Origin of the sequence: Bacillus sp. FSL K6-1284 (assembly GCF_038002625.1) — a bacterium.
GTDB classification, from domain to species: Bacteria; Bacillota; Bacilli; order Bacillales; family Bacillaceae; genus Bacillus; species Bacillus paralicheniformis.
Window position 1 is genome coordinate 303,439 of the sequence record NZ_JBBOCW010000001.1, and the last position, 16,253, is coordinate 319,691.

The following is a 16,253-nucleotide window of genomic DNA, read 5'->3' on the forward strand; positions in this document are numbered from 1 at the left end:
TATCGAAAGGGCTGACTGTTCCCTTTCCGTATGTTCCAAGCGAATCGTTGATGCGATTAATAAAGGTGGTACCGCGAGACCCTCGTCCTTTTGTGACGGGGGTTTTTTGTATTTTTAAGGAGGTGGTGGCCATGGAGGAAGGCTGGCCGGAGTGGCCGCATCATATTAAACGGAAACGGAGGTGTGATGGTAAATGGTGATTGCAACGGACGATTTGGAAACGACATGTCCAAATTGCAATGGAAGCGGAAGAGAAGAGCCGGAGCCTTGTCCAAAATGTTTGGGAAAAGGTGTGATTTTGACGGCCCAGGGAAGCACATTGCTCCATTTTATAAAAAAACATATCCACGAATAAAAAGGACGGGTGATACGAGTTGAGTCGAGCAGAGAAGAGTACAGCTGAGCAGAGCGGCCATATTCAAAGCGGCGTTCGAAAAGCGGCCGGGGTCGTTTTTATGGTCTTTGGGACGATGTGTTTTGCTTCAAAATCCATTTTTGTCAAATGGGCTTATGAACAAGGTGCACAGCCGGAAGCGGTGCTGTTGTACCGGCAATTATTTGCGGCGCCGCTGTTTTGGCTGATTTTTGTTGTGTATCGTTCAAAGCTTCCGGCTAAACCAGAAAAAGCGGAGATTTTTAAAGCTTATGCGGCCGGATTGCTTTGTTTTTTTCTGTCGCCATTGCTTGATTTTATCGGCCTTCATGATGTTTCGGCAATCGTTGAACGGATGATTGTGATGAGCTATCCCATGTTCGTATTGATCATCACTGCCTTTGTAAATAAAAAAATGATCTCGGGTCAAACGTTTGCTGCCATCTTGCTTGTGAATGCCGGGCTGTTCTTGGCTGTCGGCGGATGGGATGTGCAAGCATTTGAAGCGAACCTGTCAGGAGCTTTTTTGATCTTATTGTCCGCTGTCGCCTATGCGGTTTATCTTGTTGTGGCGGGAGGTCTTGTCCGTCAAATCGGCGGGATTCGGATGAATGCCTATGGAATGTCGGCGGCAAGTCTTGCGATGGCCGGTTATGCGCTGTTTCGCGCAACAGGAAAACAGCCGGGAATCCTGCTTTCTTATCCTCCCGCAATGTATGGTTTTTTTATGATCATTGCGGCGGTGACGACGGTCATTCCTTTTTTATTCATGCTGGAAGGCATGAAGCGGATAGGAGCGGAGCGGGGAGCCGTCATTTCTATGATCGGCCCCGTTCTTACCATCTTCGGAGGTGTTTTGTTTTTAAACGAACGTTTAACATCCATTCAGTGGCTGGGGTGCTTCCTTGTGCTCCTGACCATCAGTCTGCTGGAATACCGGAAATAGAAAAAGGGATTCATATCTCTTTTTCACTTCCTGTATGCACTTGAAGACATAAAAGTCGCTTACTCAGTGTCGCCTGTTTTCATGACCCATGAGACGATGTAGCGCACGAAAGCCTGCCATAGCTTCATCCGTCGGCCTGATCATCAGAAATAATGCGAATTCTAAAAAGTGCCTTTCCAATGTGCATCGGAGCGGCATCAAAAGCGGATACAAAACGTATACCAGCAGTGCTGTTGCACCGACCTCAGGAGATCCGTCTCCAAATCAATGCGGATGAAAAGTGTAATCCGACCGCCAATACGCAACCGATCAACAATGCACCCGCTCTAACCCAAAAACCAGCGTATTGCAAAATGTATAACACCCTCTATCATAAATGGATGATAAAAACGCAGAACTAACGATTTTATAGTCTTTTTTTCTATTTGTCCTCTTTTATAAAATTTTACTTTTCAGCTAAATCATACTGATTTTCATTATCGGATTTCGCCCTCCTGAAAGTTTTGATAAAATAAATAAGTTGTAGTATAAGATACGGAGGTTTAAACGTGGGAAAAGTAAAGAGAAATATGCCTTGCCCCTGCGGCAGCGGGCTAAAATATAAAAAATGCTGCGGCAAAGCGGAGGGAGCGTTTCCGGCTGTCGCGGTGCAGGAATTGAAACAAATCCAGAAAGACGTCATGGAATTCGCTTTTACGGAACATAAAGACACAATCGATCAATTTCTTAATCAGTATTCTTTTCTGTCAGACTTGGAACAGTCTGCACAAAAGATATGTGTTTTTAATCTGGGCGTGTGGGGAGTATTTTCCCGGCCGTTGGCAGACGGAGGATTGACGATTTTCGAAGACTTTTTACAGAAAAAGGGTTCTTCAATTCTCAGATCGCAGACTAAGGAAGCCGTTCAATCGTGGAAAGACCTCTCCCCTGCGCTGCTGCGTGTGAAACATATAACAGATGGCGGCATTCGCTTTGAGGATGCTGTAACAAATGAAGAGCTCACTATAAGGATGAATGTGAAGCGGGAAGGGCCTTTTGTAGGCGAGTACGTGCTCGGCTTTCCGATCAAGATCGGAAGCCATACCGAGTTCTTCTTACAATTCACCATCTATCCTGCAAAAATGGCGGATGCTCTCAAAGACAGGTTAAACGATGCTTTAAGCCGTTTCACAGAAGAAGGCGGAACAAAAGAACAGCTGATGAGAGATGATTTTCATCATGTGTTAATGCAGCTTTGCCGTCAGGAAGAGAGTGCACCGTCTGAGCAAGGGTCGGAAGACATCGAATGGGCCAATGAGATGGAAAAAGAAACAGCGCTTGTCTTTGAGAAAGGTATGCTTGACGAAGGACATTCTGAATCATTTGTCTCCTGGGCGGTCGGCCTTTGGAAATCGTATTGTGTTAAAAAAGCGCCGGTCATCAAGAAAACAGAAGCCTTTGCAGCTGCTTTGGAGTATTTTATCAATACGATCTCCAAATCGGAAAAATCGTTATCCCAGGCGAAGCTTGCAAAAAAATACGGTGTCAGTGCTTCGACCGTATCGAATCGTTTTAAAGATATTGAAGCCGTCCTGCAGGACGAACTGGATCATCATCTTGAGCTTATGCCTTCTTAAGGCAAAGGCCGCTAAACCTTTCGGGGAACCGGAAGGTTTTTTGCGTTTGATTCTGATTAAATCTTGAGAAAGGTATTTTAAGATATCGGTACCGATCAGATCAAACAAGGAGAGATTAAGATGAGTACAATTCTATTGGAAACAAGGCATCTTCAAAAAAAGTTTGGAAGGTCGCAAGCGGTCTCAGACGTCTCACTGTCAGTTAAAAAGAACAGTATTTACGGTCTGCTTGGACCGAATGGAGCAGGAAAATCAACGACTTTAAAACTTTTAACCGGAATCTTAAACCCGACTGCCGGGGACATTTTGGTTGAGGGGCAGAAATGGAAAAGGTCTGTATTAAAAGACATCGGTTCTTTAATAGAATCCCCGCCTCTGTATGATAATTTAACAGCCTACGAGAATGCCAAGGTGCATGCCACATTATTGGGTCTTCCTGATGCGAGAATAACAGAGGTGCTTAAAACTGTTGATATGCATCATGCCGGAAAGAAAAAAGCGGGGCAGTTTTCTATGGGAATGAGGCAGAGGCTGGGGATCGCCATCGCTCTTTTAAATCGCCCTAAATTACTCATACTTGATGAGCCTACGAACGGTCTCGACCCGATCGGTATACAAGAGTTAAGGGAACTCATCAGGTCATTTCCAAAGCAAGGGATGACGGTCATCTTATCAAGCCACATTCTGTCGGAAGTCGAGCAGATCGCAGACCATATCGGGATTATCAGCGGAGGATACCTCGGATATCAGGGGAAAATCAATAAGGGGGACGATCTCGAGCGGCTTTTTATGGATGTTGTCAAATCAACGCGGGGGAAAGAAGGCGGAGAACAATGATCGGATATTATGCAAAAGCGGAAAACCTGAAGTTTAAAAGAACATTTTCGAGAAAGATGATCTTCATTGTGCCTTTGATTAATATTTGCTTCGCCTTTTTAATGAATCCGGGATTCTTTGTAGCAGGTACGTATAATTGGTGGTCTGTCATCTTGATGCCGGTCATGATCGCCTTGCTTTGTGCATTATCACACCAGAAAGAAATGAAAGCGTCGAATTATAACGGCATTTTTTCTTCTCCCGTACATTTACATATGATCTGGTCTGCAAAAATAAGCGTCATTGCGCTCTATTCTTTAGCGTCTCAAGCTGTTTTTTTAGGGTTCATGGTTGTGATGCAGTTTGTCATTCCTCAATTTTCGAGCATTCATTTGACAGTCATTGCCGCGAATCTGCTGCTTTGGCTTACGACACTGTGGGAGATCCCCATCTGTTTATGGATAGCGCGAAAATTTGGGTTTATATCTGCCGTTTTGTTCAATATGCTGGGCAGTATCGTGTTGGGCATCATGTCGGCATCAAGTCCTTTTTGGTGGCTGAATCCGTGGAGCTGGCCGATCAGGGTCATGTGTCCGACAATTGGCATCCATCCCAACGGTGTGCCTCTTGAAAATGGCGATCCTTTAACAAGCTGGGCAGTCGTTCCTCCGGCTGTTGTTCTATCTATTGTTTTATTTGCTATTTTGGTTCGTCTGACCAGGCGGTCTTTTTCCCCTGCCGTTGATCGCAAATCGATAAAACGGGAGGCGGTTTGATTTGTTGCTATTTTTCAGATGCCTTGCGGCTGATTTTCAAAAAACAAAGCGCACATCTTTTATTTGGCTTCACTTGACCGTTCCGGTTATCTGTGCGAGTGTTTTTCTGCTTTATTTCTATAATAGAGATCATGATCCATATCAATTATACCGCACGTATTTTGAGGCAATTGCGATTGCCCTGCCGCTTCTGATTGGAATAGTGTGCGGAATGACGGCTTCATTAGAGGAGCGGGCAGGCCGTTTTCAAGTGCTGTTGGGCGGCACGGCGCCCAAATTAACGGCTTATTTAAGCAAAGTCACACTGCTTCTGTTCATGAACTTGTGTGCGGTATTCTTGGCTATTGGACTCTATGTATTGGGGCTCAAAGTTCTATTTCATGTGCCGAACCTGACAATCGCCCTTTTTTTAGAGGCTGGGGCATGGCTGGCAGCCGGAAGTGTCACACTTTATTTCATTTATTTTCTGATCAGCTGCATATTTGGAATGGGGGCTTCGATTTTAATAGGCGGGGCAGGTCTTTTGATGACAGCACTGATGAATACGGGATTGGGCGATGTCATTTGGAAATATAATCCCTGGGCATGGGGAATCAGGCTGACAGGGTATAAGGGGATTGACCGATTTGTCCAAATTGATCCGTCTCTGCGTTCTGTTCTAGACGGGGAAATCAAGCAGGGGGCTTTCATCATGGTGTTTGCTATAATAGCTGTATTCGCTCTAAGCATCGTTTGGTTTATCCGCTGGGAAGGAAGAAAAGCTTATGAATAATGAAAAAGGGTGGTCAGCAAGTGGCGAACATTTTGGCAGTAGATGATGAGAAAGATATTCTTGTACTCATACAAAATATTTTGCGCCGCGATCAGCATCAAGTTCATACATTGAGTCAAGTTAACGCCGAATCTCTCGACGTGTTTTCAGGGTATGATTTAATTTTGCTTGATGTGATGATGCCGGGGATGGACGGATTTGAATTATGCGAGAAAATCCGGCCGCTGGTAGATTGTCCGATCCTGTTTCTCACCGCTAAGACGGAGGAAGAGGCCATCGTTAAGGGCCTCCTGACTGGAGGAGACGACTATATTTCAAAACCCTTCGGCGTTCTTGAGCTCAGTGCGAGAGTAAATGCACACTTGAGAAGGGAAAAAAGAGAGAAACACGAAACTAAACGTGTGATTTCCGGTTTTTTATTTCACTTTGACAGCAAAGAAGTATTTATTCATGATCAAAAGCTGAATTTAACAAAAAATGAATTTAAAATATGTGAGCTGTTGGCTCAGCATAAAGGACGAACTTTTACACGAGAAGAAATTTATGATTATGTATACGGGCTGGAAGGCAATGCATTATACTCCACGATAACCGAATTTATCCGCACGATCCGAAAAAAATGCAAAGAACACGAAAGAGATCCGATCAAAACGGTATGGGGCGTAGGGTACAGATGGGAATAATCCGTAAAAAAAAGACGCTGCGCAGAGAACTGATCAAATATATGCTCACTTTGAGTTTCAGCCTGATCGCGATCACGGCTGTATATGTTTTGATCAATATGATCGGAATGAATGCAGGGCTGTTTTATCCTGCCAATTACAATGAAATCGAAGCTGAAAAGCTTAAGCCCAAGCTTCAATCGGCTGAACGGATAACGGAAGACATGATACCTGATACGATGCTGTATGCCATATTGGATAAAAAGTCGAAACAAAAGACAGCGGGAAACATGAAAGAAACGAATCTTTCCATTGTACGGAAAAAAATTGAGAGCAGGCCGTATGTCACCTTAAGTCAAAAAGGCTATATGATCATCGAACGCAAAGACGAGTATTGTGTGTTGGAGTATCCTTTGCGCGCTGAGTTTCGGTCTCCCCTGCTGAGACGGTTTCTCCCGAACTATGAGCTGACAAGCTTATGCATCATCATTCTGCTTCTAATTACGGTCGTTTTTGCGGTAACAACCCGATTTGCAAACAGGTTAAAAGATCATTTTCAAACATTAAACACCATCGCTGAGCAAATTAAAAAACAAAATTTAAATTTCACTCCGGAATTTTCGAATATTAAGGAATTTGATCATGTGATCAGTTCCCTGATAGACATGAGGAATGCCCTTCAAGCCTCCCTCCGCGCGCAGTGGCACTTAGAGAAAACGAAAAAAGAACAGATCGGCGCATTGGCTCATGACATTAAAATTCCAATGACCATTATTAAAGGTAATGCGGAATTGCTGAGCTTATCACCGCAAAATCAAGAGCAGTCGGAATATATCAGATACATACTTGATGCGGGGCAAAAAATCGATCAGTACATTGACCAATTAATCCATTTGTCAAAAACGGAGGAAGCATTAAATATCGATTATAGAGAAAGTGCTGTGAAACCGTTAGTCGAAAGTGTTCTCAATGACACTGAAGCATACATAGGGAACAAATCGGTTGACATTGTGCTGAAGGAACAGAACCTTGAAGATAAAAAAGCACTGTTGGACAAACAGCTGCTTCATCGAGCGTTGATGAACATCATGACGAACGCTGCAGATCACACACCAGAAGGCGGGAGAATCGATTTTGAAGCTGTGTGTACGGATGATCAATTGATTTTCACAATCACTGACAGCGGAAAAGGATTTTCTCAAGAAGGCCTGCAGAAAGCTGCCGAGCTTTTCTATATGGAAGATAAAAGCCGGACATCGAATGGGCATTACGGTATGGGACTTACCTTTGCGCTTCGTGTTGTCAAGCTTCATCAAGGCGATTTATCGATTAAAAACGGTGAAGCGGGGGGCGGACAGGTGCAAGTAACCATCCCCCTCTGAGACCAGATCATCATCATTCAATGTCCCATTATGTCATCATCCCAAACCTTCCGACATCAGCCGGAAGGTTTTTTCGGTTCTCCCAGTTCCTGTTTCAAATATTGGTAAAGCTTTGCGTCCGCTTGTTTCAGCGGGAAAGACGCGGTTTTGCAAAGGATGCCGAAGGTTACGCTGATCGGGTCATCGCCGATAAACCGGACAATCGTTCCGGGAGGAGGAGGGGAGACGATGCTTTTCGGAATCAGGGCAACGCCGAGTCCAGCGGCAACATAATTTTTCAAAGCGGTCATGCTTCCAATCTCCATCGTGTTCATTTGGCTTCCCGGCAGCTCTTGAAACGCGATTTCGACTTTCTTCCGGTAGGTGCAATTGTTGGCTGTGATCAGTAGACGGTGCTCCCTAAGATCTTTCAGATGGATGTGTTCATTGTTTCCGGCGGGGTGTCCTTCAGGAAGCAGCACTACGAGCTCTTCAGCATATAGCGGTTCAAAATAAAGATCAGTTCCCATTGCCGGAGTCGAACAGACGGCAAGGTCCAGGCTGCCTTGAACCAGCCGTTCCCCCAATGTCGATGAGTTGGCGATATCTACGGAAACCCGGATCTTCGGATAATCCGCTAAAAACCTCCCCAACATCCGCGGCAAATCACAGCTCGCGATTGGTTCGACCGCTCCCAGACGGATATTTCCCGCTTCGCCAAGCAATAAGTCGGCCATATGATGTTGAAGGTGATCCATATTTTTGACAATATGGCTGCTTTCTTCAAAAAAAAGCCTGCCGGCTTCAGTCAGTCGGAATGTTTTCCCCCGCTCGAGCAATCGGATGCCGAGGTCTTCTTCGAGTTTTTTGATTTGCATTGTGACTGTGGACTGCGCATAATTCAGTTCTTCAGCCGCGCGGTTAAAGCTTCCGCAAGCCACGATTTTATGAAACGTCTTTAACGTTTTGAAATCCATCCCATCACCTCAAGTTCATTAAAATTGAATGAATCCTTCAAATGATTCAATTATACAAAATGATATAACCGTTATACACTATTAAACAATACAAAGGAGGAATAAATATATGCCATTTGTCAGGATGGATCTTTTAAAAGGGAGATCAAAAGAAGAGCTTCGCCGGATCAGCAGAACGGTTCACAAGGCGATGACGGAGACGATCGATGTTCCGGAAGATGATTATTTTCAGGTCATCACCCAGCACGATGAGGAAGAATTCTTTTTCGATCCCGGCTATATGAATATCGAACGGACGAAGGATTTGATCTATATTCACATCACAATGAAAGAGAGACCGGTCGAAAAAAAGCTGGGGCTGTATCAACGCATTGCAGAATGTTTACAAAAAAACGCCGGCATCCGCCAAGAGGACGTCATGATCATTGCGGCCGAAAACGTGAAAGAGAACTGGTCGTTTGGGAATGGAACAGCACAGCTTGCATCAGTTGAAAAGGGAGTGATGAAAAATGAAAATGAAAAATAAAACAGCCCTTGTCACAGGAGGTGGCACTGGGATCGGCAGAGCGGCATCGCTCGCTTTGGCAAACCGCGGCGCAGCGGTTATTGTCAACTATTCGCGTTCCGAAGCGGAGGCTGAAGAGACGGTTGGGATGATTGAAAATCAAGGCGGCCGCGCGCTCGCGATTAAAGCCGATGTTTCTAAGGTCAATGAAGTTCAAGGCATGTTTGATCGGGCGGCCCGTGAGTTCGGCACCGTCGATCTGCTCGTCAACAATGCAAGCATCACCAGGCATATCGAGCTTGATGACTTGGATGGAGCTTCTGAAGAAGTCTGGGATGAACTGTATGCGGTAAATGTCAAAGGGATGTTTTATTGCGCGAGAGCGGCGGCATCTTTAATGAAGCAAAATAAGCAAGGCGCCATCGTAAATGTCGGTAGCATCGCCGGACTGACGGGCTCAGGTTCTTCGCTCCCCTATGCCGTATCAAAAGCGGCGGTCCACGGACTGACGAAATCATTGGCGCATGCGCTCGCTCCGGATATCAGGGTCAGCTGTGTGGCACCTGGCGCTGTATCGACGAGATGGTGGGAGGGGAATGAAGAGAAAATGAAGCGGCTCAGCCAAAAGCTCCCGCTTGAACGGATCGCAAAGCCGGAAGATATCGCCTTGCTCATTTGCGCGCTGCTCGAACAAGAAACGGTTACTGGTCAAATCTTAACGGCGGACTGCGGCCAAACATTATAGCGGTTATAAGTCTATTATCCTATTTCTATATGAAACCATTTACCTTATGATTAGTCATATCGAAATAGAAAAAAGAGGGAAGAACGTATGAGGCGTTTACAATCGTTAGAAGCCATTGAAAAAGTGAAAAGCGGGGATTATCATGTTTTGCGTGATGCCGAATGGCTCAAGTATCTTGTTTTAACTGAAGAACAAAATGTCAATCTGGAGCGGATATCTTCGCTGGAGAACATGCCTCAGAATCCCGTGTTTCTTTATGTGGAACAGACGCTCTCCATCTTGGAGAAAGCGAACATTCCTGAGCGGGAAAAAGAAATCATTGAAGAGGTTCTTATATGGAGTGAAACGGCTAAGTGCGGCCAGCCTCATAAAAGAAAGGAATGGCGTGAGAAAGGCTTTCAGCTTGCGATCCATAATATCGGGTCGGCGCAGATTTATGCTGATCGAAGACAGGCGTATATGCCGGAGCGGCAGGATATTGAGGAACTCATCTATATTTTGATTTTGACGCATGGACTCGTCGGGCAGTATATCCGCGGGGAATCAAGGTATCGCCAATTCACTCCTCTTATCGATTGGATTGAAGCATCCGAACTTCAGCACATCGACATCAGGCGGGTTCTGTACGTTCTGAACAAATGTATCATTGAAGGGGTTTCGCCGGCGCTTTGGGAATCGATTGAACAAGACGTGAACCGGATAATCGGCCAAATCTGCACAGGAGAAAGAAACAAAGATTGGCCGTTTGCGGAAAGGATCAGAAAACTGCGGGGACAGGCGCTCGATTCCGGCGAAGACAGCAGCCGGTACGAGCGGTTTTTGAGGGAACATGCGGCGGAAGATGCGCTGAGACGCTTCTTTCAGCGGATCGATTTATGGTATGTGGAATCCGCCTTGTCATCGTTCAGTTTTGAAGAGTTTGTCAAAATCTGTTTACTAGTGCTTCGTTCTGTCAATCCTCTATCAGTCAAGCATATCAGCTTTGAGCCGCTGATGAAGGACATGTACCGTGATTACCAGGGTGTGCGTCATACGAATGTTTATAAAAAACGGATTATCGAAGCGTGCTTAAAAGAGATGTCGATCAGCGATTTGCTTTTCGGCGGGGTGCCTGTAAATGAACACGTTTCGCTTGCTGTTCAGCCGTTTGATCAGGCTTCCGAGATTGTCGGCGTCACGTTTTCGTTTTCGCAGGCCGGACTGAAGCTGATTGAATTTTGCCAGGAAGCGGAGAAATCGCCTTTATATGAACGGGCGATCGTGCTGCTTTATGATTTTTTTGAGTTTCGCAAGGATTCGTTTGACCGGCTGCAAAATGAAGCGGCTTATCTGTCTGACATGAACGGTGCGGAAGATTATAAAAAGAAGATTGCCGATTATGCTGTTGGAGAAAGAATGCTCGACATCGGAGCCGGAGGCGGCGTGATGCTTGATTTGCTGACGGACCAGCATCCTGAAGCAGAGGTCATCGGCATCGACCTTTCCGTTAATGTCATTGAGGAGCTCCAAAAAAGAAAAGTGCGCGAACATAAGCCGTGGCATGTGAAACAGGCTGATGCGTTGGATCTTCCTGAGTACTTCGAACAGGAAAGCGTCGACACGATTGTATTTTCATCGATATTGCACGAATTGTTTTCATACATTCCGTATGAAGGAAAACGATTTAATCATCTCGTCATTGCCCAAGCGTTAAAAAGTGCCTTTGATATTCTGAAGCGGGGAGGCAGAATCATCATCAGGGACGGAATCATGACCGAAAACAAAGAGGAAACGCGGCGGATTCGCTTTAAAGACCCGGATGGAATGGATTTCTTGAAACGGTATGTCCATGATTTTAAAGGGAGAAAGGTGCAAATTCTTGAGGCTGAAAAGGATGCGGCCGTACTGTTTGTGAATGACGCGATGGAATTCCTCTATACATATACTTGGGGAGAAGAAGCCTATCCGCATGAAGTGAAGGAGCAGTTCGGCTATTTTACGCCGTCTGAATTCCGGCGCTGTATTGAGAAAGAGTCGGGGGAACGCGCGAACATTCTTGTGTTCGAACACTATGTACAGGAAGGGTATGAAGAACACCTTAACCCTAAAATCGAGCTGACAGATCGGCTCGGCCGACGCGTGCCGCTGCCGGACAGCACTTGTTTTATTGTAATTGAAAAAAAGCACCACTAGGGTGCTTTTTTTAGTTGTTGCTTTTAAGGAAGCTTGAGAAGTATTGTTCGGTCTTGTAATTATCAGCATCCATTTTCCATTTGTCGTTTTTTGATTTTTCAAGCTTAACTTCAACGGTTTTCTCACTTGAAGTCGCCTGTGCTTTTTTGATTTCTTCACTCATGATGTCAATCGCAGGATTGATCAATTCATCTCTGGACATGAAGTTTTTGCCGCTGTCTTTCACATAGTCTTCCAGTCTTTTCTTCACTTTCTTTTGGACATCCGTATTATCGATTGGTGTAACGGTTGCTTCAACAGTTGCTTCATCGCCTGAAATTGATTTTGTAACTGCTTTGACTTGAGATTTTTCTTGATAAGCGTTTTGGATGGCGCTGATCAGTTTATTCAATTTCTTTTTATCGACATCTTCTTCATCATAATATCCTAAAGAGCGAACGATTGATTTTTGAGCGCCTTCAAGGTAATCGGTAACGACTTCACGTTTATTTTCGTCGACCAGTTTATCAAAGTTATCATTATCTTTGCCGAAAATCGTTACATCTGTGTAAGCCAGCAAAGCTTTTGCCGGATCTTCAAGTTTTTTGGCTGTTTTCAGCAAATCGTCGCTGCCGCCGTCGATCTCGAATTTGACAGGATCGGCTTTGTTTTCACCGTACATGTCAGGTGTGTATTCAAGCTGAAACTTTTTGCCCTTTTCAACGATGTAATAGATATTTCCGTCGACTTCCTTGTCAGAATTCAGCGTGGAAGAACGAAGTCTCTTGTTTCTTTCATCATATACGCTGACGTCCGACATTTTTGAGTCGCCTTCGTAAAGGCTGAATTGGCTTTTATCAACCATCAATGGTTCTTTTCCTGTATTTTTAACGGAAACATTGATCTTTAGTATAAGTTCATTTTCGTGCAGGTTTGTTGATGAATCATCCGGAAGCGTATATTCGGAGCTTAGTATTTTAACTTCTGCATTATCTGCTTTTTTCGTATCTTCTTTCTCTCCGCTCGCACTTTTGCTGCCTCCGCAGGCTGTTGACACGACTGCTACAATCATCAAAAGCATCATTAGAAAAAACTTTTTACTTCGCATGGTCTGTCTCCTTTTTTATTATTATTTTTTCAATGTTATGTAAATGAAAAGAATGAGGTGGTTAGGGTAAAAAGGCCCTTCATCGGGACAAATCTTACTCAAGTCCCGGTCATTTCATTTATCTAACAGTGAAAATTTGATTATAATTCTTCCTTTTTCCTTAGTTTCTTTAAAAAAACAGAAACAACATCACTCATTTTAAGGTTTGAAGAATCAATAATAAATAGGTGTTAAATACTAATTTTGGTCAATGTTTTGCAAGATTAGGCATGTTTTCAAACTTTAGATAGTATGAATAGACTAAAACTAATGACTTACAAAACGGTGCATTTAATTGAGATTGATCCATTTTCCACCTTAGCCATGACAAGGCAGAACAGGTGAAAAATATAAGTGTTTTGTTTAGAATCCGCCACTTTGTTGATGAATTTTGAAATTGGACTATGGTGGATAAAAAGTCCTGTTTTCGGGTTTTCTTAACCTGAGCTTAAAATTTAGTAGATCAATCGTCTCAGAAACGCCGGTTTTGATGGTTTAGCTTCTCTATGGTCAGGGAGACGGAGACATGTATGAGGAATGCAGCCGGGGGCTCCGGCTGCATGTTGTGGACCGGATGTTTACTTAATACCGATGATCATGGCGATAACAATTGCGGCGGCGCCGATGAAAATCCAGCCTGCGACCAGCTTCCAGACAAACTTGACCCAGCGTTCGTAAGTGACGCCTGCGATTGACAGCGAAGCCATCAGTACACCGGAGGTCGGAATGATGGAGTTGGTGATTCCGTCTCCGTATTGATACGCGAATACGGCAATCTGGCGTTCGAATCCCAATAAATCAGCCAGCGGCGCCATAAGCGGCATCGTTGTGGCTGCCTGTCCGCTTCCGGATGGAATAAATGTGTTGATCACGATTTGCACGGCGAACATGCCAATGGCGCTGATTTCTTTCGGAAGTGAGCTGATGGCTGAAGCAAGGCTGTTGATGATCGTATCGATAATATGTCCGTTTTCCAATACGATGACAATGGCACGGGCGAAGCCGACAATCAGCGCTCCGTATACAACCTGTTTCATACCGTCAACAAATGAATGGAAGGTGTTGTTGATGCCGAGTCCTCCCGCAAGGCCGGCGGCAAAGCCGATGATGAGAAAGCCGGCCGACAACTCGCTTAAAAACCACCCCCATTGAAATACACCGAACATATTGATGCCGAAGCCCAATACTGTAATCAGCAGGACGAGGCCGTGTCTTCCGGTGAAGGAAAGATCAGCTTGTCCTGCGGCTGTCTCTTCATTCATCTCTGTTTCGCTTCCATACATCAAACCGGTATTTGGGTGCGCTTTGACTTTTTCAGCGTACCGCATGACATAAAAAATGGAGAAACCGAGCATGGCGGCATAAACGGCCAATCTATAACCGAGGGCGCTAAACACCGGGACTTCCGCAATTGTCTGTGCGATTCCGACTGTGAACGGGTTCAACATGCCGCCGGTGAACCCTGCAGCCGCGCCAAGGGAAATCATCGCCAGCCCGGTCATTGAATCATAGCCAAGCGCTCTTGCAACAGCGATGCCGATCGGAATAAAAATAATCGTCTCTTCAGATAAACCGATCGTTGCGCCTCCGATGGAAAAGACGAACATGGTGACGGGAATCAGGAGGAAACCGCGTTTCTTCAAGCGCTGCACGAGCACATGAACACCTGCACGAATCATCCCGGTCTGATGGATGATGCCGAAAGCTCCGCCTATTAAAAAGATGTAAAAAATAATATCCGCCGATTGAATCATGCCTTCCGGTATGGCTTTAAACATCTCGAAAAAACCGACCGGACCGGCGTCAGTCTGTGTGTAGCTCCCTTGTACGATAACCGTTCGGCCGTCTTCTTCAACCCGCTCAAATTCTCCTGATGGAATGAAGTATGAAGCCAGTGCAGCTAAAATGATAATGAAAAAAATCAAAGCATAAGTATGAGGGAAGTGCAGTTTTATTTTCTGGGAGGTGCCATTGCTCATTCCGTTCGTCTCCTTTATAATGTATTAATATTCATAGAATTATATATTTAATCATTTTGAGGATATGAGATTTACTTTGTCAACCCTGGAAAAGAACTTCCGGTAATGGAGAAGGGAGAACCGTTATGAAAAAACAAATTGAGAAAGAGATCGAACATATTCGTGAAGAGCTGCTGCATATCAGCCAGTATATAGGCAATCACCCTGAACTGGGGCATGAAGAATTCAAAGCTTCAAAGATTCTGTCCGAGGAGCTGAAAAAACACGGTTTTCAGGTGGAGTTAGGAACATGCGGCCTTGCGACGGCGTTTACGGCCGAATTTGACAGCGGCCGTCCCGGCCCTGCCATCGGGTTTATGGCTGAATATGATGCATTACCTGACCTTGGCCATGCCTGCGGGCACAATTTGATCGGCACGATGGCGGTCGGCGCCGCAATCGGCGTCAGCAAAGTCATCGCATCATGCGGAGGGAAAGTGTATGTTTACGGAACGCCTGCGGAAGAAACGAAAGGCGGAAAAGTAACCATGGCTGAACAAGGGGTTTTTGATCACTTGGACGCCGCTATGATGGTTCATCCGTATTGCAGGCATGAAAAAAGCGGAACATCGCTGGCGATGGATGCGATTCAATTCGAATTCTTCGGAAAGGCCTCGCATGCGGCGGGAGCGCCTCACGAAGGAATCAATGCGCTCGATGCTGTCATTCAGACATTCAACGGCATTAATGCGCTCAGACAGCATATTCTCCCTGATGCCCGGATTCACGGGATTATTCCGGAGGGAGGGAAAGCGGCAAATGTTGTGCCGGATTATGCGGTTGCCCAGTTTTATGTCAGAGGAACAGAACGTGCTTATGTCAATGAATTGCTTGATAAAGTAAAAAATTGTGCAAAAGCAGCCGCACTTGCGACTGGAGCCCGACTTGAGAGCTCTTTTTACGAGCTGTCTTATGATGATTTGAAAACAAATGAAACGCTGTCAGACGCCTTTACACAAAACATGATCGAGTTGGGCGTCGATCCCGATTCGATTCATGAAAAAGCGGACGGAGGAGGTTCAGTTGATATGGGGAATGTCAGCCAGATCGCACCTTCCATTCATCCTTATGTACAAATTTGCGATGAACCGTACGCGTGCCACACACCCGAGTTTCGGGAGGCAGCCATGAGCAGCCAAGGGTTCGAAGGCTTAATGCTCGGCGCAAAATCTATGGGATTCACGGCCTATGATGTGCTCACCAATGAAGAGCTGTTGAGAAAAATAAAGGAAGAATTCAGCTTTTTAAAACAATAGAAGGTCTGAAGAGGGAAACGAGGTTTCCCTTTTTTTAATGCAAAAAAACGCAGAAGAAAATCTAACATATAAATAGACAGCGTATAAATGCATTTTAAACTGGTATGAAAGAGAGGAGGAAAGAGAAAATAC

15 protein-coding genes and 1 other annotated feature (1 of these 16 running past the window's edge) are annotated in these 16,253 nt (G+C 45.0%); of the genes, 12 read left to right on the forward strand and 3 right to left on the reverse strand.

What is annotated here, in order from left to right; all coding sequences use genetic code 11:
• Positions 1 to 93 (forward strand) — a binding site (T-box leader) (it extends 166 nt beyond the left edge of the window).
• 100 nt (positions 94 to 193) lie between these two features.
• The 8 genes from MHB72_RS01655 (at position 194) to MHB72_RS01690 (ending at position 7,343) form a co-directional block, all read left to right on the forward strand.
• On the forward strand, positions 194 to 355 hold the full coding sequence (locus MHB72_RS01655; RefSeq protein WP_020450020.1) for an anti-TRAP regulator RtpA: 162 nt from the start codon (positions 194 to 196) through the stop codon (positions 353 to 355).
• 19 nt (positions 356 to 374) lie between these two features.
• Complete coding sequence (locus MHB72_RS01660) at positions 375 to 1,319, forward strand: DMT family transporter (protein WP_216921603.1); 945 nt, start codon at positions 375 to 377, stop codon at positions 1,317 to 1,319.
• A 548-nt stretch (positions 1,320 to 1,867) separates the two neighbouring features.
• Positions 1,868 to 2,935: a YecA family protein gene (locus MHB72_RS01665; protein WP_128823239.1), complete on the forward strand. Its 1,068-nt coding sequence runs from the start codon at positions 1,868 to 1,870 to the stop codon at positions 2,933 to 2,935.
• Positions 2,936 to 3,055: 120 nt separating this feature from the next.
• Positions 3,056 to 3,772, forward strand: coding sequence for a lantibiotic protection ABC transporter ATP-binding protein (locus MHB72_RS01670; protein ID WP_216921600.1), 717 nt, complete (start codon positions 3,056 to 3,058; stop codon positions 3,770 to 3,772).
• A complete protein-coding gene (locus MHB72_RS01675) occupies positions 3,769 to 4,527 on the forward strand; it encodes a lantibiotic immunity ABC transporter MutE/EpiE family permease subunit (RefSeq protein ID WP_216921597.1) in 759 nt (252 codons plus the stop codon). Before MHB72_RS01670 ends, MHB72_RS01675 begins: the two co-directional genes overlap by 4 nt.
• Before the next feature lies 1 nt (position 4,528).
• Positions 4,529 to 5,299, forward strand: coding sequence for a lantibiotic immunity ABC transporter MutG family permease subunit (locus MHB72_RS01680; protein WP_025810815.1), 771 nt, complete (start codon positions 4,529 to 4,531; stop codon positions 5,297 to 5,299).
• A gap of 20 nt (positions 5,300 to 5,319) precedes the next feature.
• A complete protein-coding gene (locus MHB72_RS01685; RefSeq protein ID WP_020450027.1) occupies positions 5,320 to 5,982 on the forward strand; it encodes a response regulator transcription factor in 663 nt (220 codons plus the stop codon).
• Positions 5,973 to 7,343, forward strand: a complete 1,371-nt coding sequence (locus tag MHB72_RS01690) for a sensor histidine kinase (RefSeq protein WP_020450028.1) — start codon at positions 5,973 to 5,975, stop codon at positions 7,341 to 7,343. The genes MHB72_RS01685 and MHB72_RS01690 overlap by 10 nt, the downstream gene beginning before the upstream one ends.
• Before the next feature lie 56 nt (positions 7,344 to 7,399).
• Here MHB72_RS01690 and MHB72_RS01695 read toward each other — a convergent pair whose 3' ends face one another.
• A complete protein-coding gene (locus MHB72_RS01695; protein WP_020450029.1) occupies positions 7,400 to 8,299 on the reverse strand; it encodes a LysR family transcriptional regulator in 900 nt (299 codons plus the stop codon).
• Between the two features lie 109 nt (positions 8,300 to 8,408).
• On the opposite strand from MHB72_RS01695, the gene MHB72_RS01700 reads away from it, so the two are divergent.
• The 3 genes from MHB72_RS01700 to MHB72_RS01710 all read left to right on the forward strand — a co-directional run bounded on the left by MHB72_RS01700 (position 8,409) and on the right by MHB72_RS01710 (position 11,721).
• Positions 8,409 to 8,825, forward strand: a complete 417-nt coding sequence (locus MHB72_RS01700; protein ID WP_216921594.1) for a tautomerase family protein — start codon at positions 8,409 to 8,411, stop codon at positions 8,823 to 8,825.
• Entirely contained in the window at positions 8,809 to 9,549 is a 741-nt protein-coding gene (locus MHB72_RS01705; RefSeq protein WP_065643674.1) for an SDR family NAD(P)-dependent oxidoreductase, read from the forward strand. The genes MHB72_RS01700 and MHB72_RS01705 overlap by 17 nt, the downstream gene beginning before the upstream one ends.
• A gap of 87 nt (positions 9,550 to 9,636) precedes the next feature.
• On the forward strand, positions 9,637 to 11,721 hold the full coding sequence (locus MHB72_RS01710) for a class I SAM-dependent methyltransferase (protein ID WP_216921591.1): 2,085 nt from the start codon (positions 9,637 to 9,639) through the stop codon (positions 11,719 to 11,721).
• Between the two features lie 10 nt (positions 11,722 to 11,731).
• Here the strand turns inward: MHB72_RS01710 and MHB72_RS01715 are convergent, their stop codons facing one another.
• Positions 11,732 to 12,808: a DUF4352 domain-containing protein gene (locus MHB72_RS01715; protein WP_020450033.1), complete on the reverse strand. Its 1,077-nt coding sequence runs from the start codon at positions 12,806 to 12,808 to the stop codon at positions 11,732 to 11,734.
• A 617-nt stretch (positions 12,809 to 13,425) separates the two neighbouring features.
• Positions 13,426 to 14,826, reverse strand: coding sequence for a YfcC family protein (locus tag MHB72_RS01720; RefSeq protein ID WP_216921588.1), 1,401 nt, complete (start codon positions 14,824 to 14,826; stop codon positions 13,426 to 13,428).
• Between the two features lie 125 nt (positions 14,827 to 14,951).
• Between MHB72_RS01720 and MHB72_RS01725 the strand changes: the two genes are divergently transcribed.
• The gene (locus MHB72_RS01725) at positions 14,952 to 16,121 is read left to right on the forward strand and encodes a M20 family metallopeptidase (protein ID WP_216921585.1); all 1,170 of its coding nucleotides are present in this window, start codon (positions 14,952 to 14,954) and stop codon (positions 16,119 to 16,121) included.
• Positions 16,122 to 16,253: the final 132 nt, after the last annotated feature.